A 23,934-nucleotide genomic window follows, 5' to 3' on the forward strand; every position below is an offset into this window, starting at 1 on the left:
AGTCGGTCTCGGCGCTAACGGCTGCCTTTTCGCGATTTTTGTCTCCCCGCTCACCTTCAACTTCGAAAATGGAGAAGGGCCGCCAAAGCGGCCCTTCTTTGCGTTCCGGTGTATTGAGACCGGGGGCTCGGGCAACTTCCGCCCGGAACCCGGCGCCTAGCATGGGCGGGACGTTTTACAACTTATAAATTGTAAATCGTAAATACAATTTCGGCGTTGTAGTGTGGTTTTACAACTTATGTTGAGTATTTTAAATTTACTAAGTAGAATTTGTAAATCGAAAAAACAACGTGAGGCTTGTATGTCCGACTTCACCGTCCGCACGGCGGAGCAACTGCCAGCACTGCTTCAGGGTTTTCGCAGACAGTCGGGCCTGACCCAAGCGGATACGGCTATGCGCCTGGGCATCAGCCAGCAGGCCTTGTCTAATCTTGAGCGCCATGCAGACAAGGTTAGCGCCGACCGCCTGCTGGAGCTTCTGAGCATCCTGGGCGTCGAACTCGTGCTGCGCAAGACCAGCAGCGAATCGCTGTCGCCCAAGGCGTCGGCTGGTCCCAACTGGTGAGCGCATGGGTCGACGCTCACACACCCGCACCCTGAATCTCTGGATGAACGGCGAATTCGTCGGCACCTGGAGTATGCAACCGCATGCCGGAGAAGTCCTGCAGTATGCCGACGCCTGGGTGGCTTCCGACCAGGGGCGCCCGCTGTCGCTGTCCCTCCCCTTCACCCCGGGCAATCCGCCGCACCGTGGCGAAGCCGTGCGCACCTACTTCGAAAACCTGCTGCCGGACAGCAAAGAAATCCGCGAGCGCGTCGCACGTCGGTACCAGGCCGGCTCGACCAACGCGTTCGCCCTGCTGGCTGAAGTCGGTCGGGACTGCGTCGGCGCCCTGCAGGTGGTGCCGGGCCCCGAGGCGCCGGACCGCGTTCAAGAAGTGAACGCGGTTCCGATGACCGACGCCGAGATTGCCCAGCTGCTTCGCAACACCCTTGCGCCAGGCCCTCTCGGCCGGGACGCCGCCGAGGATGAAGACTTCCGCATCTCCATTGCCGGTGCACAGGAAAAGTCGGCCTTGCTCTGGTACGACGGGCGGTGGTGCCGGCCGCATGGCGCAACACCGACCACTCACATCTTCAAGCTGCCACTGGGCCTGGTCGCAAACATGAAGTTCGACATGAACGATTCGGTCGAAAACGAGTGGCTGTGTTCCGAAGTCCTGCGCGCCTACCAAATGCCTGTGGCGCGCACCGAGCCCCTGATGTTCGAGGACATGAAGGTGCTGGCGGTCGAGCGCTTCGACCGGATGTGGTGGGAGAACCCCGAGGGCAAGCGCTGGCTCATCCGGCTGCCGCAGGAAGACATGTGCCAGGCGACGGCAACTCCGCCGCATTTGAAGTACGAGTCCGACGGCGGACCGGGTGTGCGCCAAATCATGAAGCTGTTGGGCACGTCGCGCGCTCCTGACCGCGACCGCCGCACGTTCTTCCAGGCCCAGGTCCTCTTCTGGATGCTGCGTGCCACGGATGGCCACGCGAAGAACTTCAGCATTTTCCTGCGCCAGGGTGGCACCTACGAACTCACCCCGCTGTACGACGTGCTGTCGGCTTACCCCATCATCGGCAAGGGTGCGAATCAGCTGTCTCCGTACGACGCCAAGATGGCCATGGCCGTGCGTTCGAAAAACCCCCACCGGGTCATGCGCGACATCCTGCGTCGGCACTGGATCGCCGTGGGCACCGAGCATGGCGTAGTGGATCACAACGGTCTGGGAGTGGCGCATGTCCTCGACGACCTGGTGGCGCGCACGCCCGAGGTCGTGAAGACCGTCCGCGCGCTACTGCCGGCTGGATTCCCCATGCACGTGGCCGACTCCATCCTCAACGGCCTCCAGGATGCCGCCGACAAACTGGCGGGTTAGCGCCGGAGGGTCAGCGGGGCGGAGTAGCCCAGCATTTCGCGCCCAGGCACGGCGTCGTCCCGGCCGATGCCGTGCCTGGCGCGCCGAGTTCAGCCGGCCCAGCCCGAGTTGCGGATCACGCTGCAGAAGTTGGCGGGAACGAAACCCGGCTCCTTGTCGGCAATGACGTCGGCCTTCACGTTGCCAAAGGTCGTGTGCGGCTTGTGTTTGATGCCGTCATAGAAGGCCTGGATGATGTCCTCCTTGAATCGCGGCTCGCGCGGATGCGCGGCCATCACGGCCTGGCGCTGGGCATCGCTGTATTCGTCATAGCTCAGGCCCAGCACATCCATTTCCACGCCCGCGGTGACCAGCGCCACGACCGGGTGCATGAATTCCGGGATGCCCGGGGTGGTGTGCAACGCGATCGCAGTCCAGACCAGGTCGATGTCCTGCCGGGAAATTCCACGGCTTTGCAGAAAATCGCGCGCCGCGTTGGCGCCGTCCACTTCAAAGCGGCAGCAGCCGCTGCTGTGCTGGTGCGTGAGGCCCATGTCGTGAAACATGCAGCCGCAATACAGCAGTTCGGGGTCGAACTTCAGGCCGCGCCGCTTGCCGGCCAGTGCGCCGAAATAGTAGACGCGGCTGGAATGATGGAACAGCAGGGGCGATTCGGTGTCGCGCACCAGCTCGGTGATTTCGCGCGCCAACTGGCTGTCGGGGATCTGGATACCGTCGATGGAGACGTTCATGGCATTGGCCCTGTCGGAAAACCTATGGCTATTTTCCGGTTGCGCTAGAATGTCTTCAATAAACGTATTACGTGATTTTCTGCCAAATCACGCGATTCTCAGCCATGACCAGAACCATTGCCGTGTTGGCCTTGCCGGGGGTGCAGATGCTCGACGTATCGGGCCCGCTGGATGTGTTCGCGCAGGCCAATACTGAGCTGGGGCGGGCGTTCTATTCGCTGCATGTGGTGGCCTGCGAGCCCGGGCCGGTCCGCAGCTCATCCGGGCTGTGCCTGCTGCCGGACTCGACGGTCGCGCAGCCGCTGGCCCGGGTGAACACCCTGCTGGTCGCCGGCACGCCGAACGCCGCCCGCACCGTTTTCGGCAGCGCCATGCTGCAATGGATTCGCGCCACCGCCCGGGGGGCCAGGCGCTACGGCTCCGTCTGCACCGGGGCCTTCGCCCTGGCCGCCGCCGGCCTGCTGGACGGCCGCCGGGTGACCACCCACTGGAACGCCGCCCGCGAGTTGCGCCAGGCCTATCCGCGCATCACGGTCGAAGAAGACGCGCTGCAGGTGCGCGACGGCAAGGTGCGAACCGCGGCCGGCGTGACGGCCGGGCTGGACTTGGCCCTGTCGCTGGTGGAAGAAGACCTGGGGCGCGAGCTGGCGGCCGACGTCGCCTCGCAATTGGTGATGTATTTCAAGCGCCCCGGCGGGCAACTGCAGTTCAGCCGCAAGGGGCAGGCCGGGCCGGTCGGACGGTCGGCGCTGCAGGATGTGCAGCGCTGGGCGGCGGCGCACCCGGAACGCGACTTATCAGTGGAGGCCCTGGCCGGACACGCGGGGTTGAGCCCGCGCCATTTTGCGCGCCTGTTTCATGCCGAGGTCGGCGTGACGCCAGCGGCATGGGTGGAGGCCATGCGCGTCGGCGCCGCGCGCGAATGGCTCGAGTCGGGGGCCATGACGCCCAAGCAGGTGGCGGCGCGCTGCGGCTTCGCCAGTGTCGATACGCTGCGCCGCGCTTTCGTGCGGCATGTGGGCGTGTCGCCGGCTGTGTATCGACGCCACCACGGTGCAAACGCCGATGATGCGAGCCCCCGGTAGCGGGGCAGCGCCGCGTCGCGGATCCGCGCGCCTGCTCAGCGACCCGGACAGTGCTACGCGGCCGCGCCGTCCTGTCGGTCCCGCGGCAGGCATGCCAGCACCAGCAGCGAGCAGGCCCCCGCGCAGATGAAGGCATAGGTGTATCCGCCGCCAGCCGCGACAAATGCCGCGAAAGCGGTGGGCGCGACCATGTTGGTCAGGTTGACCAGTATGCTGGAGCCGGCCGCCGTTTCGGCGATGAGGTGCGAGGGCGAGCGCCGCGCCACTTCCGCGATCTGCACGCCGTTCCAGCTGGCTGCCGAGCAGCCCGCGACAAACGCCAGCAGGATGACGGCCCAGAGCGGCCATTGTGGGCTGGTCAACCCCAGCAGCGCGGTCGTCGCTGCGGAGAAGACCGCCGCGATCGACAAGGTGGCGGTGGCCGAGCGCAGGTAATCGGACAACCAGCCCAGCGCGATGCGGCCGATCACGCCGCCGGCCTGCATCACGGCGAACACCGCGCCGGCCAGCCCCAGGGAGAAGCCCAGCCCGTCTATCAGGTAGATGACGGTGAACGTGAACCAGCAGCTTTGCGAGACCGCGAACAGGCTGCCCACGACGGACATCTTCAGCAGGCCGCGGTTGTGCCCCAGGGCCGCCAGCGGCACGCTGAGCGTGCGCAGCGATTGCAGCGTCGGCATGTGCAGGGCGCGGCGCTTTTTCGCGGGCGTTTCATCGAGGCCCGCGCTCAGCCGCCAGGTAAGCAGGGTGGGCAGCAGCACGACCAGCGCGCAGACCAGCAGCGCCATGCGCCAGCCGGCCAGCGCCACCACCACGGGCACCAGCAGCCCCGCCACGACGCCGCCTACGGGAACCCCGGCCTGCTTGATCGAGAACATCAGGTTGCGCTTGCCCGGCGGCGAGAAGCGTTGCAGTACTTCGCTGCCGGCCGGGTTGGCGGCGCCGTTGCTCAGGCCCATGATGAAGCATGCTGCCAGGGCGATGCCGACACTCGGGTACAACAGCAGCGCCATGCAGATGGCGCCCAGGAACAGCGTGAGCTGCAGCGTGCGCATGCCGCCTATCTGCTTGAGCAGGGCGGAGCCCGCCACCAGGATGGCGAGCCCGCCCAGGGAGTTGCTGGCCGTCAGGTAGCCGATGGAACTGCCGCTCCAGCCGAATTCGGCGGACATGGCCGGGGCGACAATGGGAATGAGCCGACTCAAGAATGACGATGTGGTCTGCAGGGTGAAGATAGCCACGACAGGCATCAGCCAAGCGGGTGCAGCGCGGGTCATTGCGTCTCTTGAGTCGTTCTTGTGGGGGAAGGGAATTACCTGCCGCTTGGCCCGGCAGGTTTGATTGCTCTATTCATCATACCCCTGTGCAGCACCGCATCGCGGCGTAGCCCAGCCCCAGGCACGCCGGATGCTGCGGCGCATTGATAAATCGGGGATAGGACCCTATCCTATATTTATCCCTGGCGGCTTCGGTGCGCCGATGGTTGCCGCAACCCTACGATGAGCGGGCGATTATGGAGTTCAAGGACTACTACAGCGCGCTGGGCGTCGAGCGCGACGCCTCGGAGGACGACATCCGCCGCGCTTACCGCAAGCTGGCTCGCAAATACCATCCCGATGTCAGCAAGGAAAGCGATGCCGAGTCGCGCATGCGCGACATCAACGAAGCCTACGATGTCCTGCGCGACAAGGAAAAACGCCAGGCCTACGATAATCTCGCCGCCGGCGTTTCGCCCGGCGGGGGGTTCCAGCCGCCGCCCGGCTGGGACGAAGGCTTCGAGTTCCGCCGCGCCGCTTCCCCCGGCGAAGAAGCGCAGTTCAGCGAGTTCTTTTCTTCGTTGTTCGGGGGCCGCGCGCGCCGCGCCGCCGGGCAAGAGTTCCGCGCCCGTGGCGAAGACCACCACGCCGCCATCGAGATCGACCTGGAAGATGCGCTCAAGGGCGCCACGCGCGACGTCACCCTGCGATCCATGCACATGGACGACCAGGGGCGTCCGCAAATGCAGTCGCGCACGCTCAGCGTGCGCATCCCGGCGGGCGTGCGCGAGGGGCAGTACATCCGGCTGGTCGGGCAGGGCATGCCCGGCTATGGCGGCGGCGACAGCGGCGACCTGTATCTGGAGGTTCGCTTCAAGCCGCATCCGCGCTACCGCGCGGAGGGGCGCGACCTGTACATGACGCTGCCGGTGGCGCCCTGGGAGGCGGCTCTGGGCGCCAGCGTCAACGCGCCCACGCCCGGCGGCATGGTAGAGGTCTCCGTGCCCGCGGGTTCCGCCAACGGCCGCAAGCTGCGCCTGCGCGGCCGGGGCATCCCCGGCGACCCGCCCGGGGACCTTTATCTTGTGCTCGAATTGGCGCTGCCGCCGGCCGATACCGAGGCCGCGCGCGCCGCCTACCGCAAGATGCAGCAGGACCTGCCCTTCAATCCGCGACGCCACATGGAGGCCTGAACATGAAAACGGTAGTGATCGCCGCCACCGGTACCGTCGTGGGCACGGCGCAGCCCCTGAGCGCCGACGACCTGGCGCGCGCCTGCGGCGCCGAAGTGGAATGGGTGGCCCGGCTGGTTGAAGTCGGCATCGTCGAGGCTTCGGGGTCGCAGCCGGCCGATTGGTGCTTTTACAGTGCCGACCTGCAGCGCGCGCTGGAGGCGCGCCGGCTCGAGCGCGATTTCGGCGCCGGCCTGGACGCGGCGGCGCTGATCCTGGACCTGAGCCGGGAAGTGCGGCAACTGCGCGCGCAGTTGCGCGCGCTGAGCGCCTCCGGGCGCTAGCGGCGGCCCGTTGCCGGCCGTGCGCTAGCGGGCGCGTGCATTGTCGCGCCGGCACGTCGCCTTAAGATTCCCTTCATCCTGTGGCGTATAGTCACTGGATGCGCATTCTATTGGCCGAAGACGACGTATCCCTGGGTGAGTCGATCGAGTCCTGGCTGGAGCTCGACGGCTATGTCGTCGACCGCGTGACGCGCGGCGACCTGGCCGAGACGGTGCTGGCCACCCACGACTACCAGTGCCTGCTGATCGACCGGGGCCTGCCGGGCCTGACCGGCGACGCCTTGCTGCGCCGCCTGCGCGCCCGCCGCGCGACGGTGCCGGTCATCCTCATCACGGCGCGCGACGCGGTGCGCGACCGGATCGAAGGGCTGGACCTCGGCGCCGACGACTATCTGGTCAAGCCATTCGATCTCGAAGAGCTGTCGGCGCGGATCCGCGCCGCGATCCGGCGCCACGACGGCCGTCCCAGCGTGGCGTTGAGCCACGGCGGCCTGGTGCTGGACGAAGCCGGCAAGCAGGTGAGCCTGAACGGCGCGGCCATCGCCCTGACGGCGCGCGAGTTCGCCGTGCTGCATGCGCTGATCCGGCGGCCGGGCCATGTGGTGTCGCGCGCCCAGCTCGAGGAGGCCCTCTACGGCTGGGGCGACGAGGTGGACAGCAACGCCATCGAAGTGCATATCTATAACCTGCGGCGCAAGCTCGGCCCCGGCTCGATCAAGACAATCCGGCGCCAGGGCTACCGGCTGGCCGACTGACATGAGGTTGCGTCGAAACCCCGGCAAGCCGCGCGGCTACTCGCTGCGTCGGCGGCTCATCGCGACGACGGTGGGTTCCAGCGTCCTGGTGGGTCTGGTCAGCACGGTCATCGTGCTGGCAATCGCCTGGAAAGAGGTGAGCGAGGCGTTCGACGATACCCTCGAAGAAGGCGCACGCATCGTGCTGGCCTTTGGCGAAGGCGCGTCCAGCGGGGTGCTCGCCTCGCGCGACCGCGACGACGCCGATCCGACGCTGCGTCTCGATTACCAGATCGTTTCGCCGCGGGGCGACGTGGTCCGGCGTGGCGAGGACGCGCCCGAACGGCCCTTCGTCGATCCGGACCGTCCCGATGAGCGCTTCTACGACGTGCGCGTGGACGGCGAACGCTGGCGTGTCTATGTGCGCCGCCACGAAACCCTGGGTTTCTCGGTCCAGGTCGGGCAGGAATGGGATGAGCGTATCGAGCTGATCCGCGATGTGCTGGAATCGCTGGCCTGGCCGCTGGTAGTGCTGTGGGGCCTGCTCGGGTTGATCAACTGGTGGGTGATCCGGCGGCTGCTGGCTCCGCTGGAGCGCATGGCGCGCGGCATCGAAGCGAAGTCTCCGGCCGACCTGTCGCCGGTGCCGGATGACGGCCGGGCCATCGAGGTCCGCTCAGTGGTCGGGGCGCTGAACCGCTTGCTGGAGCGGCTGTCGCGCGCGCTGGAGGGCGAGCGCCGCTTCACTGCCGACGCCGCGCATGAGCTGCGCACGCCGCTGGCGGCGCTGGCATCGCGCATCCAGGTCATGCAGCGCAGCCACGCGGCCGACGGCTCGCCGGCGCTGACCGCCGGGTTGCAACGCCTGCGTGACGATGTGGCGCGCAGCACCGCCATGGTCGAGAACCTGCTGCAGCTGGCGCGGCTGGACCCGCAGTCCGCCGACGCCGTCGCCATGGGCGATGTTGATGTGCGAATCCTGTTCGAGGACGTGGTGAAGGCATGCGCGGCCGCCGCGGCGCGGCGACGCGTCACGCTGTCCGTCGACTGCCGTGCCGCCACGGTCTACGGCCACCGGGACTGGCTGTTCAGCGCGCTGCGCAATCTGCTGGACAATGCCATCCGCTACGGCCGCGCAGAAGGCCGGGTATGGTTGTCGGCGACGACGGATGGCGGGACGGTCGAGCTTGCGGTGCGCGACGATGGCCATGGGGTGTCCGATGCGGATCTGGAGCGGCTGACCCAGCGCTTCTTCCGTGTGCTGGGCACGGGCGAACAGGGCAGCGGCCTGGGCTTGTCCATCGTGGCGCGCGTGGCGGAACTGCACGGCGCGACCCTGCGCTTCGGCCCCGGCATCGAAGGCGCCGGCCTTGGCGTGACGCTCGGGTTGCCGCGCACGCGGGCGCGCTGAGGCCCGGCCGGCCCGCCGCGACCTCAGGTTCGCTTCATCTTCGGCTGGTCCAATGGCTATGTGTTCAACACCAACCGCGCCAACGGCGCAAGGAGCCACTACCATGAAGAACCTTTTTACCCGCTCGAATGGCCCTCGCATTCTTCTGGCCACCGCAGCGCTGGCGGGCGCGCTGGCCGTCGCCGGCGTCCAGGCACAGGGCTACACCGGCCCCCGCTCCGACACGGCGGCGCAGCAGCAGGGATATGCCGGCCCGAGCACGATTGCGCCCATGAGTGTGAAGGACCTGATGGCCAACGGCAAGGACGACCAGAATGCCGTCTTGCGCGGCCGGATCGTCTCGCACGATGGCGGCGATCACTACACCTTCGATGATGGCACGGGCCGTATCCGTGTCGAGATCGACAACGACGATTTTCCGGCGGGCCGGCAGATCGATGACAAGGTCACCGTGGAGCTGATCGGCGAACTGGACCGCGATCGCAATTCGGTCGAGTTCGACGTCGACCAGGTGCGCATCCCCTGATGGGTGGCGTGTCTGGCGCGCCGGCTCATCACCGGACAAGGCCATGCAATAGTCCCGGGTGTCATGCCCGGGCCGGCTGCCACAGCCGCGCGTCGCGCACGACAATGCGGCGCGGCAGCAGCTTGTTGGCGAGAAACACGTCGGCAATCTGCTGCTGGCTGTCGAGGTTCTGCCCGGTGACCGGCCGCACGTCGTAACTGCGCCGGTCATTGGCCGCCGCGACGATCCGCGTGTCCAAGCCCCACAATGGCGCCAGCAAGGCGGCCGCCGCGTCCGGATGTTGCTTGGCCCAGCGCCCGGCGGCTTGCAGGGCCGCGTATACCTGCTCCACGATTGCCGTATGCGCCTCGGCATAGGAGGTGGCGGCCAAGTAATAGCGCGCGTAGTCGGCCAGGCCGTCGCGGCCGTCGGCCAGGACGCGCACGCGCTCGTGCTGCTGCGTGGCGGCATAGAAAGGATCCCAGATCGCCCAGGCGTCGATCGAGCCGTTGCCGAATGCGGCGCGGCCGTCCGCGGGCGCCAGGAAGGCTTGCTGGATATCGGCCAGCGCCAGCCCGCTGCGCTGCAGGGCCGCAATGACCAGGAAATGCGCGCCGGCCGCCCGCGCAAAACCCACCTTGCGACCCTTCAGGTCGGACAGCGCGCGGATCGGCGAATCTTCCTTGACCAGAATGGCCTGCGCGGCGGGCGCGGGTGTTTCCCTGGCGTAATAGGTCAGGGCGGCGCCCGCCGCCTGCGCGAACAGCGGCACCGTGTCGGCGACGTCGGCGCTCAGGTCGATGGCGCCCACGTTGAGCGCTTCCAGCAGCGGCTGGCCGTTCGCGAACTCATGCCAGGATATCGCCACCCCCTGGTCGGCCAGTCGGGCCTGCAGGTGCCCCTGCGCCTTGACGATGGCGAGCAGTGTCGAGGATTTCTGGTAGCCGATGCGCAGGCGGGCGCGCTGCGCGCTGCGCGCCGGACGCGGCAGGCCGGCGGCCAGGCCAGTGGCGGCAATGGCGGCCAGGGCCTTGCGCCGGGCGGGGTGGAACAGGTGTGGCGGCATGGAGCGGTCGATGGCGAAGGACAATCGTGGCCGCCATCATGGGCCGCGCCGCCGCACGCGACAAATACAAAATCAGGATAAAAATATGAGCCGGGCGCTGGCGAGTTATGCTTGCATTTCTCGTCCCGCACCTTCCATCATGACAAATCCCGTCCCCGCCGGCTTCGTACCCTGGCAGCCCAGCAGCCCCTTCATGACCCACCTGGCCGAGCTGGGCGCGTTCTACCGCCGCGACGCCGACGGCGTGCTGGCCATCCGCCTGGGCACGCCGCACACCAATATGCACGACATCGCCCACGGCGGCCTGCTGGCCACGCTGGCGGACAGCGCCCTGGGTTTCAACATCGCGCGGCGGGCCAATGTGTCGGTGGTGACGGTGCAGATGTCGGTGGAGTACCTGAATCCGGTCAAGCCGGGCGACTGGCTCGAGGCGCACGTGCAGATCGACAAGCAGGGCCGGCGCCTGATCTACGCCACCTGCCTGCTGCAAGTGGAAGGGCAGACCATGCTCAAGGCCAATGCGGTGTTCGCGGTGCGCGCCGCGCGCACCGCCGCCTCGGACGGCTGAGGCGCCATGTGGATCCAGAAATCGCTGACGCTGGCCGCCCGCAGGCGCGGCTTTCACCTGGTCACGGATGAAATCCTCGGCCAGCTGCCCGAGCTTGGCCGGGTCAAGGTGGGCCTGATGCACCTGTTCATCCAGCACACCTCGGCCTCGCTGACGCTCAACGAGAACGCCGACCCCACCGTGCGCGCCGACTTCGAGCGCTATTTCAACCACGCGGTGCCGGAAGGCGAGCCGTATTACCAGCATACCTACGAAGGCAGCGACGACCTGCCCGCCCACCTGAAGTCGAGCATCCTGGGGGCGAGCCTGAGCATTCCCGTCAGCGACGGCCGCCCGTGCCTGGGCACGTGGCAGGGCATCTACCTGTGCGAACATCGCAACCATGGCGGCGCCCGCACCGTGGTAGTGACGGTACAAGGGGAGTGAGCCGGCGGCCGAGTTCGTGCACAATCGAGGCTTATTTCTAAGCGGAGACACGCATGGAAACTCTCGATTCAATCGTGAACAGCGTCAACGGCCTGGTGTGGGGGCCGCTGATGCTGGTGCTGATCCTCGGCACCGGCCTGTTCCTCATGCTGCGCCTGGGCTTCATGCCGCTCACCAAGATCGCGGCGGGCTTCCGCCTGGCGTGGCGCAGCCGCGCCAAGGGCGACGACTCCACCGGCGAGATCAGCCCGTTCCAGGCCCTGATGACCAGCCTGGCCGCCACGGTGGGCACCGGCAATATCGCCGGGGTGGCCACCGCCATCTTCCTGGGCGGCCCCGGGGCGCTGTTCTGGATGTGGGCGACGGCCCTGGTGGGCATGGCCACCAAGTACAGCGAAGTGCTGCTGGCAGTGCATTTTCGCGAGAAAGACCCGCGCGGCGAGTTCACCGGCGGGCCGATGTACGCCATCCGCAACGGTCTGGGCCCGAAATGGGCCTGGCTGGGCGCATTGTTCGCGCTGTTCGGCGGCCTGGCCGGGTTCGGCATCGGCAACATGGTCCAGGTCAACAGCATGGCCGACGCGCTGGGGGCCTCGTTCGGCGTGCCCGACTGGGTCACCGGCGTGGTCACCATGGTGCTGATCGGGCTGGTGGTGCTGGGCGGCATCCGCCGCATCGGCGCGGTGGCCGAGGCGCTGGTGCCGTTCATGTGCGTGGCCTATATCGTGGCCTCGGTGATCGCGCTGATCTTCATGGCCGAGGCCATCCCGGCCGCGCTGGGGCTGATCTTCACGCATGCCTTCACGCCGGTCGCCGCCACGGGCGGCTTTGCCGGGGCGGCCGTGATGGCGGCCATGCGCTACGGCGTGGCGCGCGGCATTTTCTCGAACGAAGCCGGGCTGGGCACGGCCGGCATCGTGCAGGCCGCCGGCACCAGCAACAGCCCGGTGCGTTCGGGCATGATCGGCATGATCGGCACCTTCATCGACACCATCGTCATCTGCACGATGACGGGCCTGGTCATCGTATGCTCGGGCCTGTGGACCAGCGGCGACAGCGGCGCGGTGCTGTCGGCCGCCGCGTTCGACGCGGCGCTGCCCGGCATCGGCCAGTACGTCATCGCGGTGGCGCTGGCGATCTTCGCCTTCACCACCATCCTGGGCTGGAGCTACCTCAGCGAACGCTGCTGGGAATTCCTCGTGGGGGTGCGAGCCATTCTGCCGTTCCGGATCGTCTGGGTTATTGCCGTGCCGTTCGGCGCCATTGCGCACCTCGACTTCGCCTGGCTGCTGGCCGATACGCTGAACGGGCTGATGGCGGTGCCCAACCTGATCGCGCTGGTGCTGTTGTCGCCGCTGGTAGTGAAGCTGACGCGCGAGCATTTCGCCGCCAACCGCGAGTAGCGCCCGGCCGCGCCGGTGCTGCTACCGGCGCGCGCGGGCGGGGCGCGCGGCGCCGTCGTCCAGCTGGTCGGCCAGCGCGTCCAGTTCGCGCGCCACTTCATGCCAGGCCCAGCGGATGACCTCGACGGATTCTCTTTCCGTCGGGTCGAAGCCGCCTTCGCGCATGGCGTCCTCGATGATCTGGTCCAGCCGCCGCAGCGGCGAGCCGGGGCGCCGCGGCGCCGCCGCCCGGCTGTCCTGGCGCACGGCCTGCGCCAGGCCGTCGACCTGCTTCCTGGCCGCCGCGGCGACCTTGTCCAGCGCCGGCCCCAGGCGCCGGCAGATATTGTCGGTGAGCGGCACGTCGCTGGCGCGCTCCATCAGCGAGACCGTGCGCCACAGGCGGTCTATGCCGTCATGCAGCCGGTAGGCGGCGCCATGCCGGTACAGCAGGTCCATGGGGAAGGTCCGGGCTTGCGATGACATGTCGCGCGCGCGCTGGCGCGCTTCTTCCATGGCTGTCCGGCCATGCAGGCGAGGGCGCCGGTTGCCATCGTTCAGCGCCGTGGCCCATTGCACCAGCAGGTCGCCGAAGGCCTCGATGGAGGCGGCCAGGCTGGTGCGCACGCCGCGCCGCGCCGACAGCGGCAGGACCGCCGCGGCGGCCAGGATGCCGGAGGCCGAGCCGATCACGATGGCGACGGTCTTCTGCATGGCGCCAGCCAGGATGTCGCCGTCCGGCGTGACCGTCAGGATAGTGACGGTGACCAGGCTGTAGCTCAGGGTCGGCCAACGCATGGAAATGTAGGCGGCAAGGCCGACCCCGATCACGATGCTCCACCAGGCCGCCAGCCCGGCGACCTGGGACAGCACTACCAGCGAGACGCCGATCGCCACGCCGATGAAGGCCCCCAGGATGCGGGCCGTGCCTTCCCCGACGGTGCCCTCGACGCTGGCCCGCACGACGAACAGGGCCGAGAAGGCGCCCCAGGCAATGGCGGGCAGGTCCAGCCACTTCATGCAGGCATAGGCCAGCAGCACCGCCGCGACTGTTTGCACCGGCAGGCGGATGATGTCGCGGCCCAGCGGGCCGTCGGTGGGCCGGCCTTTCAGCAGGTGGGTGAGAAATGCAAAGGGAGCGCGGCGGCGCTGCGATGACGCGGAGTTTTTCAAGATATCGGCGAGCGGGCGGGAACCGATACTCGATGAGCAAGCGACATGCCCGGGCGGGCAGCGGCCGCTGGAGGCCTCAGATACCCCGTGGGAAGGAGAGGTGTCAGACACCCTCAGGGGTGTCTGACACCTGCGGCGCCGGGCGGCGTCAGCGCGCGGGCTGGGGCGCGGCCCCTACCTCCTCGCGCACTTTCGCCACATCGGCGGCGCTGACCGCCGATGCCTGGTTGCCCCAGCTGGACCGCACGAAGCTGACCACCGATGCCACTTCCTGGTCGGTCAGGCGCCAGTCGAAGCCCGGCATCGCGTACCGGGTGGGCGCGTGCGCCGTGCCCGGCAGCTGCGCGCCCTTGAGCACGATGTGAATCAGCGAGGTCGGGTCCGCCGAATTCACCGTCGAGCTCAGCGCCAGTTGCGGGAAGGTCTGCGCATAGCCCTTGCCGGTGCTGCGATGGCAGGCGGCGCAGTTATTGAGGAAGGCGATGGCGCCTTCGCTCTGGTCCTTGCCCGTGCGCAGCGCCTGCGCGGCGGACTCGTCGTAGGCCATGGGCTGGGTGGCATCCGGGTTGACCGGCGAGAGCGTCTTCAGATACGCGGCGATTGCGTTCAGGTCGGCGTCCGTCAGGTGCTGGGTGCTGTCCGCCACGACTTGCGACATGCCGCCGAAGGTGGCCGAATGGCCGTTCACGCCAGTCTTCAGGAAGGCGACGATATCTTCCTTGCTCCAGCTGCCCAGGCCGTCGACCGTGTCGCCGCGCAGGTTCTTGGCCAGCCAGCCTTCGACCACGCCGCCCGACAGGAAGGCGGTGCCGTCGGCGTCCGTCAGCGCCTTTTCCTGCAAGGCGAAGCCGCGCGGCGTATGGCAGGTGCTGCAGTGGCCCAGACCCTCGACCAGGTATTTGCCGCGCAGCACCTCGGCATCCGCGGCCGGGCCGGCCGGGGCGGCGTCGGCCGGGGCGCCAGCGACGACGTCGGGGGCGAACATCCAGCGCCATACGCCCAGGGGCCAGCGCATCGACAACGGCCAGATGATGTCGGTGTCCTTGTTGGCCTGCTTCACCGGCTCGACGCCGTGCATGAAATAGGCGTACAGGGCCTTGATGTCATCCGGCGTGACCTTGGCGTAGGCGGTATAGGGCATGGCGGGGTACAGCGAGTGGCCGTCCTTGGCCACGCCATGGCGCACCGCGCGGTCGAAGTCCTCGAGCGTGTATTCGCCGATGCCGGTTTCCTTGTCCGGCGTGATGTTGGTGGAATAGATCATGCCCAGCGGCGAGTCCAGCCCCAGGCCGCCGGCGAACGGCTTGCCGTCCGGGGCGGTGTGGCAGGCGATGCAGTCGCCGGCGCGCGACAGGTATTCCCCCTGCTTGATGAGCTGGGCGTCCGGCTGGCCCGCGCCGCCTTCGGCGGCCGAGGCGGGGCCGGCCAGCAGGGCCAGGGCGGCGGCAACGATGGTGTACTTGGTCATGTCGCGCGCCTCCTCAAGCCTGGACCAGCGGGCCGGGGTTCTTCAGGTACTGCTCGCGGATCGCCTGCGCGGACCAATAGGCCAGCGCGCCCACCAGGCCGGTGGGGTTGTAGCCCATGTTCTGCGGGAAGGCGCAGGCGCCCATGACGAACACGTTGGGGACGTCCCAGCTTTGCAGGTACTTGTTCACCACGCTTTCTCGCGGGTTCGAGCCCATGATGGCGCCGCCCGTGTTGTGGGTGCTCTGGTAGATGCGGGTGTCGTAGTGCGCGCCCTTCTTGCGCACGCCCACGAAATACTTTTCCGGGTTCATCGCCTTGGCGACTTCTTCCATGCGCTTGCCCATGTAGCCCAGCATGTCGAACTCGTTGTCGTGCCAGTCGAACGTCATGCGCAGCAGCGGCTGGCCGTAGGTGTCCTTGTAGGTCGGGTCCAACGATAAGTACGCGTCGCGGTACGACATCACCGACCCGGAGATGCCGATGGTCATGTAGCGCTGGTAGGCGTCCTGCACCGCGGCCTTCCAGGCGGTGCCCCAGGTGGGCGTGCCGGGGGGCGTGGCGGCCTGCTTGATCGGGCGGCCGCCGGTGCGCACGTGGCGGATGCTGGCCCCGCCGATGAAGCCGAGCGGGCCGTGGTCGAACTGGTCGCCGTTGAGGTCGTCCATGCTGACGCCGCCGGCGCCGGTGCCCATGAACGGGTTGAGCTGCGTGCCCTTGGGCAGCAGCACGTTGATGCCGCCGTTCATCTGGTAGGCGTAGTTCTTGCCCACGGTCCCTTCATTGGTGACCGGGTCGTACGGCTTGCCGATGCCCGACAGCAGCAGCAGCCGCACGTTGTGCATCTGGTAGGCCGACAGGATGACCAGGTCGGCGGGCTGTTCGACCTCGCGGCCCTGCGCGTCGATGTAGGTCACGCCCACGGCCCGCGTGCCGGAGGCGTCCAGGTTGACCTTGATGACGTGCGAATGCGTGCGCAGCTCGAAGTTCGGCTTCTTCAGCAGCACCGGCAGGATGGTGGTCTGCGGCGATGCCTTCGAGTACATGTAGCAGCCGTAGTTCTCGCAGAAGCCGCAGAAGTTGCAGGGGCCCAGCCGCACGCCGTAGGGGTTGGTGTAGGGGCCGGACGCGTTGGAGGCGGGCGCCGGGAACGGGTTGAAGCCCACCTCCTTGGCGGCCTTCTCGAACAGCTGCGCGCTGTAGGTGGTGGCCAGCGGCGGCAGCGGGTATTCCTTGCTGCGATGGCCCTCGTGCGGGTTGCCGCCCTCGACGATCTGGCCGTTCAGGTTGCCGGCCTTGCCGGACGTGCCGCATACATATTCGAACTGCGTGAAATGAGGCTCGAGCTCGTCATAGGTGACGCCGAAGTCCTGGATGGTCATGCCTTCCGGGATGAAGTCCTTGCCGTAGCGCGTTTCATAGCGCGTGCGCAGCTCGAGCTCTTCGGGCAGGATGCGGTAGTGCATGCCGTTCCAGTGAAAGCCCGCGCCGCCCACGCCGTTGCCCAGCAGGAACGAACCATTCTGGCGGTAGGGCACGGCCACGTCGTTCAGGCCGTGGCGGATGGTGACGGTTTCCTTGGACAGGTCCTGGAACAGCTTGCCGCGCACCGAATACGCCAGTTCGTCCAGCACTTTGGGGTACTCGGCATCCTTCGGCGTGTCCTGCATGGCGCCGCGCTCCAGCGCCAGCACGTGCAGGCCCGCCTCGGTCAGTTCCTGGCCCATGATGGCCCCGGTCCAGCCGAATCCGACCAGCACGGCATCGACTTTGTCTTTCTTGATGGCCATGGCTTACCCCTTCTCGCCCGAGATCGACACCGGCCCGTAGGGGTACTTGACGTTGGGCTGGTCGGTCCAGTCCATGAAGTCGCCGCGCGCACCCGGAAAGCCCACCATCTTCCAGCCGACCATGTTCTTGTTGCCGCCATACATCGGGTCGGCGAGGAAGCCTTCCTTGGTATTGGCGAGCAGGAAGCTGAAGAACATCGCGGACGGCACTGTGTCGAACTCGAGCTTGCCGGCCTGCATGTCCTTGAGGACTTGTTCCTGCACCGGCTTGTCCAGTTCCGCGTACGTCTTGCCGTGGGCCTGCTTGCACCAGGCGTCGCAGGCGGCGATGCCGTGCCGGTAGGCGTCGCGCGGCGTCTGGTTGAGCTGGTATCCCAGTTCGGGCGCCGCGTCGGGGTGGAACGGGCCCTGCATGTACCAGAGCTTGCCGTGGCCATACGGGGTTTCCATCTGTCGGTCGATGAACTCGGGCACGCCGGCCTCGATGGCGCCGGGGCCGTACTCATCGGCAGGGATCAGGTGGTCGACGGCGGCGTTGATGAACGCCCACTCTTCCTGGGTGAAGTAAGTGGGGGTGTAGCCCTGGGCCGCGCCGGCGGCGCGGCCCGCATCGTTGCTACAGGCCGTCTGCGTCGCCGCCACCCCGCCCGCCAGCGTCGTGGCCGGCACCAGCGCCAATGCCTGCTGCAGGAATCGTCGTCGCGGCCGCGTCTCTTCTGTCATGTGACTCTCCGTGGTTTGCTTCATGCTGTCCCGGCAACTGTGAACATGCATCTGTAAAACACGAACGACTAACGTCGAGACAGCGTCAACTATGAATAGTTGGCCTCTTCCATTAGGGAAGACCCGATGATTATGCGCGTCTCATGAAAATGGGTACGGATGCCTGACCATAACAGTAGGGTTTCAGGTCGTGGTCAATAATCCTGGTTTAGAAACGCGTGCGCGTGCGCGCGAATGGTGAACGGCGTAAGCGCCGGGAACGACGGCGTAATATCCGGGAGGGGCGCACGATCACGCGCGCCGCAACTAGAGGGAAATTCCATGTTTCACGATGCCTTCCTGCGCATCACGCTCGCCTGCGCAGGCCTGGCCTGCGCCGTCGCGACAGTGCCCGCGCACGCGCAATCCCGCGCGCCCTTGCCCGGCGTGCCCACCATCACGGTCGGCTTCGCGCCGGGCGGCGCCGCCGACACGACGGCGCGCATCTATGCCGAAGCACTGCGCAGCCAGGGGTTCGAAAAGGTCTTGGTGGACAACCGGCCCGGCGCGTCGGGCCGCATTGCGTTGAACGCGGTCAAGGCCGCCGCGCCCGATGGGCTGACGATGTACCTGGGCGGCTCGCCGCTGTTCACTATCTTCCCGCTCACGTACAAGAACCTGAACTACGACGCCGACAAGGACCTGCGGCCGGTGGCCTTGCTGGTGGAGATCCCCACGGCGGTAGTGGCGGGCGCTGCGGCGCCGTACGACAGTATGGCCGACTACGTGAAATGGGCCCGGCAGCAGGGCAAGCCGACCACGCTGGGCGTGGCGTCGCTGGGCAGCTCCGGCCATCTGGGGGCATTGGCGCTGAACAAGAGCCAGGGGCTGCAGATTGAACCGGTGGCGTACCGGGGCGCGGCGCCGATGCTGGTGGACGTGGCCAGCGGGCAGGTGTCGGCGGGCTGGGATGCAGTGGCCAGCATGATGCCGCTATACCAGAGCAAGAAAATCAAGTTCCTCGGCATCAGCGGCGCCAAGCGGCTCGAGGCGCTGCCGGAGGTGCCGACCATCGACGAGCAGGGTTTCCCGGAATACCGCGCGGCCACCAGCTGGTACGGCATTTTCGTGCCGGCCCAGACCCCTGCCAATGTCGTGGCGGCGCTGGAGTCGGCTTTCCTGAAGGCATCCGAGAGCCCGGAATTGCGCCGGCGCCTGCTGGATGCCGGGCTGGTGGTGGCGCCCGCGACGGCCGCCGAAACGGCGCGGCGCATCGTCCAGGAGCGCAAGCAATGGGAACCCACTGTCTCGGCTTCGGGCATCGAGATGGAATGACGCAGGAGCACGCATGATGGATGATTCGATCAGCTCATTGACGGCCGCACAGCTGGCCGGCCTGATCCGGCAGAAGCAGTTGTCGCCGGTCGAGGTGGTGCGTACCGCGCTGGAGCGGGCCGAGCGCCTGCAGCCGGAACTCAATTGCTTCATCACGCTGTGCGGCGAGCGGGCCCTCGACGAGGCGCGCCAGGCCGAGCAGGCGGTGGCGGCGGGCGGCCGGCTGGGTCCGCTGCACGGCGTCCCTTTCACGGTGAAAGACCTGGTCAATACGGCCGGGGTGCGCACGACCTTCGGCACGCTGGCCTACCAGGACAACGTGCCGGCGCGCGACGCGGTCTGCGTGGCGCGGCTGCGCGCCGCCGGCGCCATCCTGATCGGCAAGACCACCACGCCCGAGTTCGGCTGCCAGTCGCTGACGCGCAGCCCGCTGTTCGGCCAGACGCGCAACGCCTGGAGCGCCGAGCGCACCAGCGGCGGGTCCAGCGGCGGCGCGGCCGTGGCGACGGCCGCCCTGATCGCGCCGCTGGCGGTCGCCAGCGACGGCGGCGGCTCGACCCGCATTCCGGCGGCATGCAACGACGTGGTCGGCTTCAAGCAAAGCAATGGCGTCATCCCGCATAGCCAGGCCCTGGACGTGTACGGCAACCAGACCTACGTGACGCCGACGACGCGCACCGTGGAAGACACCGGACTGATGCTGCAAGTGATGGCCGGCGAAGACCCGGTCGACCCCTGGTCGATCGGCGTGGTCAAGCCCGACTTCGTCGCCGCGGCGCGCCCGCCCGCCGACCTGAAGGGCAAGCGCGTGCTGTACTGCGCGGCGCCGCCGGGACGGCCGGTCGCGGCCGATGTGCAGCGCGCGTTCGAGGCCGGCCTGCAGCGCCTGCGCGCGCTAGGCGCGGAACTCGAGCCGTTCGATGGCGAAGGCTTCAACGTCGAGCCGATCTGGCGCGCCGTCAACCATACCGTATGGCGCACCCGTTTCGCCGAGATGGTGGCCGAGCGGCCGGAGCTGTTCAGCGACACGTTCCGGCGCCAGGTGGAGTCGGCGGCCGCGTTCAGCAGCGTGGACTACCAGCGCGCCATGTTCGAACGCTCCGCGCTGTTCCACAAGGTGCAGGGCATGTTCGAGCGCGGCGATTTGCTGGCCATGCCGACGCTGACCCGCACGGCGCTGCCGATCGACCAGGACCTGTTCCAGCCCATCGAGATCGACGGCCGCCGCCTGGAAGGCCTGCGCGAGCATTGGTACCCATGGACCATGGTGTTCAACATGACCGGCCACCCGGCGGTCAGCATGCCGTGCGGGCAAGGCAGCGACGGCCTGCCCATCGGCATGCAACTGGTAGGCGGCTTCCGCCGCGATGCGGAGCTGCTGCAGATGGCGGCGGCCTTCGAGGCGGCGGGACAATGAGCGCGGCGGGCGCGGTTGGCATGCGCCGCATGCAAGGCAAGCCGGACCTCATTGCCAGGTCGCCGGAGGCCGCTGCGCCGCGGCGGCGTCAGCCGGGCTACGCCAGCCTGGCGGCAGCCGCCCTGCTGGCGCTGTTGGCCGGCTGCGCCACGCGGGCGCCCGAAGCGCCGCCGCCGCGCAGCGCCAGCGAGATCCGCGCCGACCTGGCGCGCCTGTTGCCGGCGCAGGTCGCGGATCGCGACGGCTGGGCTCGCGATATTGCCGTGGCGTTCACGGCCCAGGGCCTGGACGCCAGCCGCGCCAACCTGTGCGCGGCCGTGGCTGTCACCGAACAGGAATCGTCGTTCCGCGCCGATCCGGTCGTGCCTGGCCTGGCCGACATCGCGCGACGCGAGATCGCCGGCCGTACGCGGGCGCTGCATTTGCCCGACTTCCTGGTCAATGCCGCGTTGAACCTGGAATCTCCCACTGGCAAGACCTACAACCAGCGGCTCGACGCGGCGCGCACCGAGCGGCAGTTGAGCGAGATATTCGAGGATTTCATCGGCATGGTGCCCATGGGTCGCCAGCTGTTCAGCGGCCTGAACCCGGTGCGCACCGGCGGGCCGATGCAGGTCAGCATCGCCTTCGCCGAATCGCACGCCGCCGACTATCCCTATGTGGTCGACGGCTCGATCCGCCGCGAAGTGTTCACCCGCCGCGGCGGCATGTATTTCGGCATCGCCCACCTGCTCGGCTACCCGGCGGACTACGATTCGGTGATCTACCGTTTCGCCGACTTCAACGCCGGCTGGTATGCCAGCCGCAATGCCGCGTTCCAGGCAGCGGTCAGCCGGTTGTCCGGCATTCCGCTGGCGCTGGACGGCGACCTGCTGATCCGCGGCTCGATCGACCCCAGTCGTACCGAGAAGGCCGTGCGCGCCATCCGGCGGCAACTGGATGTGAACGAAGCGCGGATCCGCCCGGCGCTGCAGAAGGGCGACGGCCCGGACTTCACAGACACCGAACTGTACCGGCGTGTGTTCGAGCTGGCCGACCGGGACGCCGGCAAGCCGGTGCCGCGCGCAGTGTTGCCGGGCATCAAGCTGGAAAGCCCCAAGATCACCCGCAACCTGACCACGGCATGGTTCGCCAACCGGGTGCATGACCGATGGAAGCGCTGCATGGCGCGCTGAGCTTGAATCCCGCCGAATGCAGCGTTCGAAACATTCGACTTCTCGCTGCCGAGGGGCGTTGACATAATTCCGGCGATTGCAGAAACGCTGGAAATCCCCATGCTTCACGAGGCGCTGCGCGGTATCAAGGTGCTTGACCTGTCGCGCATTCTTGCCGGCCCATGGTGTACGCAGAACCTCGCGGACCTGGGCGCGCAAGTCATCAAGATCGAACATCCCGAACGCGGCGACGATACGCGCGGCTGGGGGCCGCCCGACCTGCGCGCGGCCGATGGCGCGGCTTCCATGTCGGCCTATTTTATGGCTTGCAACCGGGGCAAGCAGTCGGTGGCGCTGGATTTCTCATCGGCGGCCGGCGCGGAGCGCGTGCGTGAGCTGGCGGCGGACGCCGATATCCTGGTCGAAAACTACAAGGCGGGCGGACTGCGCAAGTACGGGCTGGATTATGCCGCGCTCTCGGAGATCAATCCGCGCCTGATCTACCTGTCCATTACCGGCTATGGGCAGACCGGCCCGATGGCGGCCAAGCCCGGCTATGACTATGTATTCCAGGGCATGGGCGGCCTGATGAGCTATACCGGGCAACCCGACGGCATGCCGGGCGCCGGGCCGCTGCGCACGGGCGTCGCCGTGGTCGACCTGATGACGGGCATGTATGCCACCTCGGCCGTGCTGGCGGCGCTGCACCAGCGCGACCGGACCGGACGCGGCATGCCGCTCGACATCTGCCTGCTTGATGTCGCGGTGGCGCTCAATGCCAACCAGGGCGCGAACTACCTTGTCTCGGGCGTATCGCCGCACCGCACCGGAAACGCGCATCCCAACTGCGCGCCGTACGAGGTGTTCGCTTGCGCAGATGGCCACTTGATCCTGGCGATAGGCAATGACGGCCAGTTTGCCCGCTTCTGCGAGGTCGTGGCCCATCCCGAATGGTCGCTCGACGACCGCTATGCCACCAACAGCGCGCGGCTGGTCAACATGGACAGCCTGCGGCCCCTGATCGCCGACGCGCTGGGCGGCGCGGAGTGGCGCCGCTGGACCGATGCCTTCGACGCGGCCGGCGTCCCGTGGGGGCCGATCCACACGCTGGAAGAGGTTTTCGCCCATCCGCAGGTGCGCCACCGTGGCCTGGTGCAGACGGTGCGGCATCCGGTGCTGGGCGAGCTACGCCTGGTGCGCAATCCGCTGCTGGCCGGGACGCCTCGCGAGGCGCTGGGCGCCGCCCCGCCCCTGTTGGGCGAGCACACGCACGCCGTACTGGCGGGCCGCGATACGAATTGATCGACTCAGGAGGAGACCAATATGAAATTCCCCATTTTCCGACTGGCCGCCGTGCTGTCGTGTCTGGCCTTACCGGTCGCGGCCAGCGCCGATTATCCCGACCGGCCGATCCGCCTGGTGGTCCCGTACGCCGTGGGCGGCACCACGGACATCATCGCGCGGGTGATGGGCAATCAACTCGGGAGGGTGCTGGGCCAGTCCGTCATCATCGAGAACCGGCCGGGCGCCGGCGGCAACATCGGCTCGGCCTATGCCGCCAAGCAACCCGCCGATGGCTATACCCTGGTCATGGCCGTCGAAAGTTCCCATGCGGTGAATCCCAATGTGTATGCCAAGCCGCCGTACGACCCGGTCAAGGACTTCGCGCCCATCAGCAACCTGGCCGATGTGCCCAATGTGCTGGTGGTCAATCCCGCCTTGCCGGCGCGTGACATTGCGACGTTTCTGAAGCTGCTGAAAGCCGAGCCTGGCAAGTATGCGTTCGGCTCGTCCGGCAACGGCGGTCTTAGTCACATGAATGGCGAGCTGTTCATGCAGACTGCCGGTGCGAGCATGCTGCACGTCCCGTACCGCGGCCTCGGCCCCGCGTTGAACGACCTGGTGGCCGGACAGGTACAGGTGGTGTTTGACAACATCCCATCCTCGTATCCTCTTATCCAGGGCCAGCGCATCCGTCCGCTGGCGGTGGCGGCGAAGCAGCGGTTGAAGGTGCTGCCCGATGTGCCTACCTATGCCGAAGCAGGGCTGCCAGCCATGAACAACCCGTCCTGGTTCGGCCTAGCCGCCCCGGCCGGCACGCCCGCGCCGGTGCTGGACAAGCTGAACGAGGCGGTGCGGCAGGCGTTGGCCGACCCGGCTACTATCGAGGCGATCGAACGGCAGGGCGCCACGCCCAGCCCCATGTCGAGGCAAGCGTTCGGCGCCTTGATCGAGCAGTCCTATGCGCACTGGAAAACCGTGGTGGACGCCATCCAGTTCAAGAAAATGTAATG

General features: G+C 67.6%; 23 protein-coding genes. 16 read left to right on the top strand and 7 right to left on the bottom strand.

Annotated features, from left to right (window positions below; translation table 11 throughout):
* The first annotated feature begins 301 nt into the window (after positions 1-301).
* On the top strand, positions 302-565 hold the full coding sequence (locus CAL24_RS00995) for a helix-turn-helix domain-containing protein (RefSeq protein WP_028353685.1): 264 nt from the start codon (positions 302-304) through the stop codon (positions 563-565).
* 4 nt (positions 566-569) lie between these two features.
* Positions 570-1,922, top strand: coding sequence for a type II toxin-antitoxin system HipA family toxin (locus CAL24_RS01000; RefSeq protein WP_094805488.1), 1,353 nt, complete (start codon positions 570-572; stop codon positions 1,920-1,922).
* A gap of 89 nt (positions 1,923-2,011) precedes the next feature.
* On the opposite strand, the gene CAL24_RS01005 is transcribed toward CAL24_RS01000, so the two are convergent.
* A complete protein-coding gene (locus tag CAL24_RS01005; protein ID WP_094805489.1) occupies positions 2,012-2,653 on the bottom strand; it encodes an HD domain-containing protein in 642 nt (213 codons plus the stop codon).
* 104 nt (positions 2,654-2,757) lie between these two features.
* Between CAL24_RS01005 and CAL24_RS01010 the strand changes: the two genes are divergently transcribed.
* Positions 2,758-3,738 carry a GlxA family transcriptional regulator gene (locus tag CAL24_RS01010; protein ID WP_094805490.1) on the top strand — a complete coding sequence of 327 codons (981 nt, stop codon included), beginning with the start codon at positions 2,758-2,760 and terminating at the stop codon, positions 3,736-3,738.
* Positions 3,739-3,791: 53 nt separating this feature from the next.
* On the opposite strand, the gene CAL24_RS01015 is transcribed toward CAL24_RS01010, so the two are convergent.
* Positions 3,792-5,015 (bottom strand): MFS transporter, encoded by a 1,224-nt coding sequence (locus CAL24_RS01015; protein ID WP_094805491.1) that lies wholly within the window; start codon positions 5,013-5,015, stop codon positions 3,792-3,794.
* Between the two features lie 236 nt (positions 5,016-5,251).
* Between CAL24_RS01015 and CAL24_RS01020 the strand changes: the two genes are divergently transcribed.
* The 5 genes from CAL24_RS01020 to CAL24_RS01040 all read left to right on the top strand — a co-directional run bounded on the left by CAL24_RS01020 (position 5,252) and on the right by CAL24_RS01040 (position 9,181).
* On the top strand, positions 5,252-6,187 hold the full coding sequence (locus CAL24_RS01020; RefSeq protein WP_094805492.1) for a DnaJ C-terminal domain-containing protein: 936 nt from the start codon (positions 5,252-5,254) through the stop codon (positions 6,185-6,187).
* Between the two features lie 2 nt (positions 6,188-6,189).
* A complete protein-coding gene (locus CAL24_RS01025; protein ID WP_028353672.1) occupies positions 6,190-6,510 on the top strand; it encodes a chaperone modulator CbpM in 321 nt (106 codons plus the stop codon).
* Positions 6,511-6,608: 98 nt separating this feature from the next.
* A complete protein-coding gene (locus tag CAL24_RS01030) occupies positions 6,609-7,265 on the top strand; it encodes a response regulator (protein WP_094805493.1) in 657 nt (218 codons plus the stop codon).
* Between the two features lies 1 nt (position 7,266).
* A complete protein-coding gene (locus CAL24_RS01035) occupies positions 7,267-8,655 on the top strand; it encodes an ATP-binding protein (protein WP_094805494.1) in 1,389 nt (462 codons plus the stop codon).
* Positions 8,656-8,758: 103 nt separating this feature from the next.
* A complete protein-coding gene (locus CAL24_RS01040; RefSeq protein WP_094805495.1) occupies positions 8,759-9,181 on the top strand; it encodes a YgiW/YdeI family stress tolerance OB fold protein in 423 nt (140 codons plus the stop codon).
* A gap of 61 nt (positions 9,182-9,242) precedes the next feature.
* Here the strand turns inward: CAL24_RS01040 and CAL24_RS01045 are convergent, their stop codons facing one another.
* A complete protein-coding gene (locus tag CAL24_RS01045; RefSeq protein ID WP_094805593.1) occupies positions 9,243-10,226 on the bottom strand; it encodes an aliphatic sulfonate ABC transporter substrate-binding protein in 984 nt (327 codons plus the stop codon).
* A gap of 139 nt (positions 10,227-10,365) precedes the next feature.
* Between CAL24_RS01045 and CAL24_RS01050 the strand changes: the two genes are divergently transcribed.
* From CAL24_RS01050 to CAL24_RS01060, 3 genes are read left to right on the top strand one after another with little or no spacing between them, the layout of a single operon-like run.
* The gene (locus CAL24_RS01050) at positions 10,366-10,794 is read left to right on the top strand and encodes a PaaI family thioesterase (RefSeq protein WP_094805496.1); all 429 of its coding nucleotides are present in this window, start codon (positions 10,366-10,368) and stop codon (positions 10,792-10,794) included.
* Positions 10,795-10,800: 6 nt separating this feature from the next.
* The gene (locus tag CAL24_RS01055) at positions 10,801-11,220 is read left to right on the top strand and encodes a secondary thiamine-phosphate synthase enzyme YjbQ (RefSeq protein WP_094805497.1); all 420 of its coding nucleotides are present in this window, start codon (positions 10,801-10,803) and stop codon (positions 11,218-11,220) included.
* Between the two features lie 53 nt (positions 11,221-11,273).
* On the top strand, positions 11,274-12,623 hold the full coding sequence (locus tag CAL24_RS01060) for an alanine/glycine:cation symporter family protein (RefSeq protein ID WP_094805498.1): 1,350 nt from the start codon (positions 11,274-11,276) through the stop codon (positions 12,621-12,623).
* A 21-nt stretch (positions 12,624-12,644) separates the two neighbouring features.
* On the opposite strand, the gene CAL24_RS01065 is transcribed toward CAL24_RS01060, so the two are convergent.
* From CAL24_RS01065 to CAL24_RS01080, 4 genes are all read right to left on the bottom strand, one after another.
* A complete protein-coding gene (locus CAL24_RS01065) occupies positions 12,645-13,775 on the bottom strand; it encodes an FUSC family protein (RefSeq protein WP_249278456.1) in 1,131 nt (376 codons plus the stop codon).
* 148 nt (positions 13,776-13,923) lie between these two features.
* Positions 13,924-15,243, bottom strand: coding sequence for a c-type cytochrome (locus tag CAL24_RS01070; protein ID WP_094805499.1), 1,320 nt, complete (start codon positions 15,241-15,243; stop codon positions 13,924-13,926).
* 13 nt (positions 15,244-15,256) lie between these two features.
* A complete protein-coding gene (locus tag CAL24_RS01075; protein ID WP_028353662.1) occupies positions 15,257-17,032 on the bottom strand; it encodes a GMC family oxidoreductase in 1,776 nt (591 codons plus the stop codon).
* A 3-nt stretch (positions 17,033-17,035) separates the two neighbouring features.
* Positions 17,036-17,755, bottom strand: coding sequence for a gluconate 2-dehydrogenase subunit 3 family protein (locus CAL24_RS01080; protein WP_028353661.1), 720 nt, complete (start codon positions 17,753-17,755; stop codon positions 17,036-17,038).
* Positions 17,756-18,076: 321 nt separating this feature from the next.
* On the opposite strand from CAL24_RS01080, the gene CAL24_RS01085 reads away from it, so the two are divergent.
* The 5 genes from CAL24_RS01085 to CAL24_RS01105 all read left to right on the top strand — a co-directional run bounded on the left by CAL24_RS01085 (position 18,077) and on the right by CAL24_RS01105 (position 23,932).
* On the top strand, positions 18,077-19,069 hold the full coding sequence (locus CAL24_RS01085) for a Bug family tripartite tricarboxylate transporter substrate binding protein (protein ID WP_028353660.1): 993 nt from the start codon (positions 18,077-18,079) through the stop codon (positions 19,067-19,069).
* 16 nt (positions 19,070-19,085) lie between these two features.
* Positions 19,086-20,486, top strand: coding sequence for an amidase (locus tag CAL24_RS01090; RefSeq protein ID WP_094805595.1), 1,401 nt, complete (start codon positions 19,086-19,088; stop codon positions 20,484-20,486).
* A 20-nt stretch (positions 20,487-20,506) separates the two neighbouring features.
* Entirely contained in the window at positions 20,507-21,661 is a 1,155-nt protein-coding gene (locus CAL24_RS01095; protein ID WP_231501693.1) for a DUF1615 domain-containing protein, read from the top strand.
* 99 nt (positions 21,662-21,760) lie between these two features.
* A complete protein-coding gene (locus tag CAL24_RS01100; RefSeq protein ID WP_094805500.1) occupies positions 21,761-22,942 on the top strand; it encodes a CaiB/BaiF CoA transferase family protein in 1,182 nt (393 codons plus the stop codon).
* 21 nt (positions 22,943-22,963) lie between these two features.
* Positions 22,964-23,932, top strand: a complete 969-nt coding sequence (locus CAL24_RS01105) for a Bug family tripartite tricarboxylate transporter substrate binding protein (RefSeq protein ID WP_028353656.1) — start codon at positions 22,964-22,966, stop codon at positions 23,930-23,932.
* Positions 23,933-23,934 lie beyond the last annotated feature (2 nt).

Source organism: Bordetella genomosp. 2, assembly GCF_002261345.1.
Classification (GTDB): Bacteria; Pseudomonadota; Gammaproteobacteria; order Burkholderiales; family Burkholderiaceae_B; genus Bordetella_A.

Excerpts from the sequence above, each read along its gene's own strand:
- CAL24_RS00995 (WP_028353685.1), top strand. The coding sequence starts at position 302 with ATGTCCGACTTCACCGTCCGCACGGCGGAGCAACTGCCAGCACTGCTT.
- CAL24_RS01005 (WP_094805489.1), bottom strand. The coding sequence starts at position 2,653 with ATGAACGTCTCCATCGACGGTATCCAGATCCCCGACAGCCAGTTGGCG.
- CAL24_RS01100 (WP_094805500.1), top strand. The coding sequence starts at position 21,761 with ATGCTTCACGAGGCGCTGCGCGGTATCAAGGTGCTTGACCTGTCGCGC.
- CAL24_RS01085 (WP_028353660.1), top strand. The coding sequence starts at position 18,077 with ATGTTTCACGATGCCTTCCTGCGCATCACGCTCGCCTGCGCAGGCCTG.
- CAL24_RS01075 (WP_028353662.1), bottom strand. The coding sequence starts at position 17,032 with ATGGCCATCAAGAAAGACAAAGTCGATGCCGTGCTGGTCGGATTCGGC.
- CAL24_RS01055 (WP_094805497.1), top strand. The coding sequence starts at position 10,801 with ATGTGGATCCAGAAATCGCTGACGCTGGCCGCCCGCAGGCGCGGCTTT.
- CAL24_RS01080 (WP_028353661.1), bottom strand. The coding sequence starts at position 17,755 with ATGACAGAAGAGACGCGGCCGCGACGACGATTCCTGCAGCAGGCATTG.
- CAL24_RS01020 (WP_094805492.1), top strand. The coding sequence starts at position 5,252 with ATGGAGTTCAAGGACTACTACAGCGCGCTGGGCGTCGAGCGCGACGCC.
- CAL24_RS01035 (WP_094805494.1), top strand. The coding sequence starts at position 7,267 with ATGAGGTTGCGTCGAAACCCCGGCAAGCCGCGCGGCTACTCGCTGCGT.
- CAL24_RS01000 (WP_094805488.1), top strand. The coding sequence starts at position 570 with ATGGGTCGACGCTCACACACCCGCACCCTGAATCTCTGGATGAACGGC.
- CAL24_RS01010 (WP_094805490.1), top strand. The coding sequence starts at position 2,758 with ATGACCAGAACCATTGCCGTGTTGGCCTTGCCGGGGGTGCAGATGCTC.
- CAL24_RS01015 (WP_094805491.1), bottom strand. The coding sequence starts at position 5,015 with ATGACCCGCGCTGCACCCGCTTGGCTGATGCCTGTCGTGGCTATCTTC.
- CAL24_RS01070 (WP_094805499.1), bottom strand. The coding sequence starts at position 15,243 with ATGACCAAGTACACCATCGTTGCCGCCGCCCTGGCCCTGCTGGCCGGC.
- CAL24_RS01095 (WP_231501693.1), top strand. The coding sequence starts at position 20,507 with ATGCGCCGCATGCAAGGCAAGCCGGACCTCATTGCCAGGTCGCCGGAG.
- CAL24_RS01045 (WP_094805593.1), bottom strand. The coding sequence starts at position 10,226 with ATGCCGCCACACCTGTTCCACCCCGCCCGGCGCAAGGCCCTGGCCGCC.
- CAL24_RS01090 (WP_094805595.1), top strand. The coding sequence starts at position 19,086 with ATGGATGATTCGATCAGCTCATTGACGGCCGCACAGCTGGCCGGCCTG.
- CAL24_RS01105 (WP_028353656.1), top strand. The coding sequence starts at position 22,964 with ATGAAATTCCCCATTTTCCGACTGGCCGCCGTGCTGTCGTGTCTGGCC.
- CAL24_RS01050 (WP_094805496.1), top strand. The coding sequence starts at position 10,366 with ATGACAAATCCCGTCCCCGCCGGCTTCGTACCCTGGCAGCCCAGCAGC.
- CAL24_RS01030 (WP_094805493.1), top strand. The coding sequence starts at position 6,609 with ATGCGCATTCTATTGGCCGAAGACGACGTATCCCTGGGTGAGTCGATC.
- CAL24_RS01060 (WP_094805498.1), top strand. The coding sequence starts at position 11,274 with ATGGAAACTCTCGATTCAATCGTGAACAGCGTCAACGGCCTGGTGTGG.
- CAL24_RS01025 (WP_028353672.1), top strand. The coding sequence starts at position 6,190 with ATGAAAACGGTAGTGATCGCCGCCACCGGTACCGTCGTGGGCACGGCG.
- CAL24_RS01040 (WP_094805495.1), top strand. The coding sequence starts at position 8,759 with ATGAAGAACCTTTTTACCCGCTCGAATGGCCCTCGCATTCTTCTGGCC.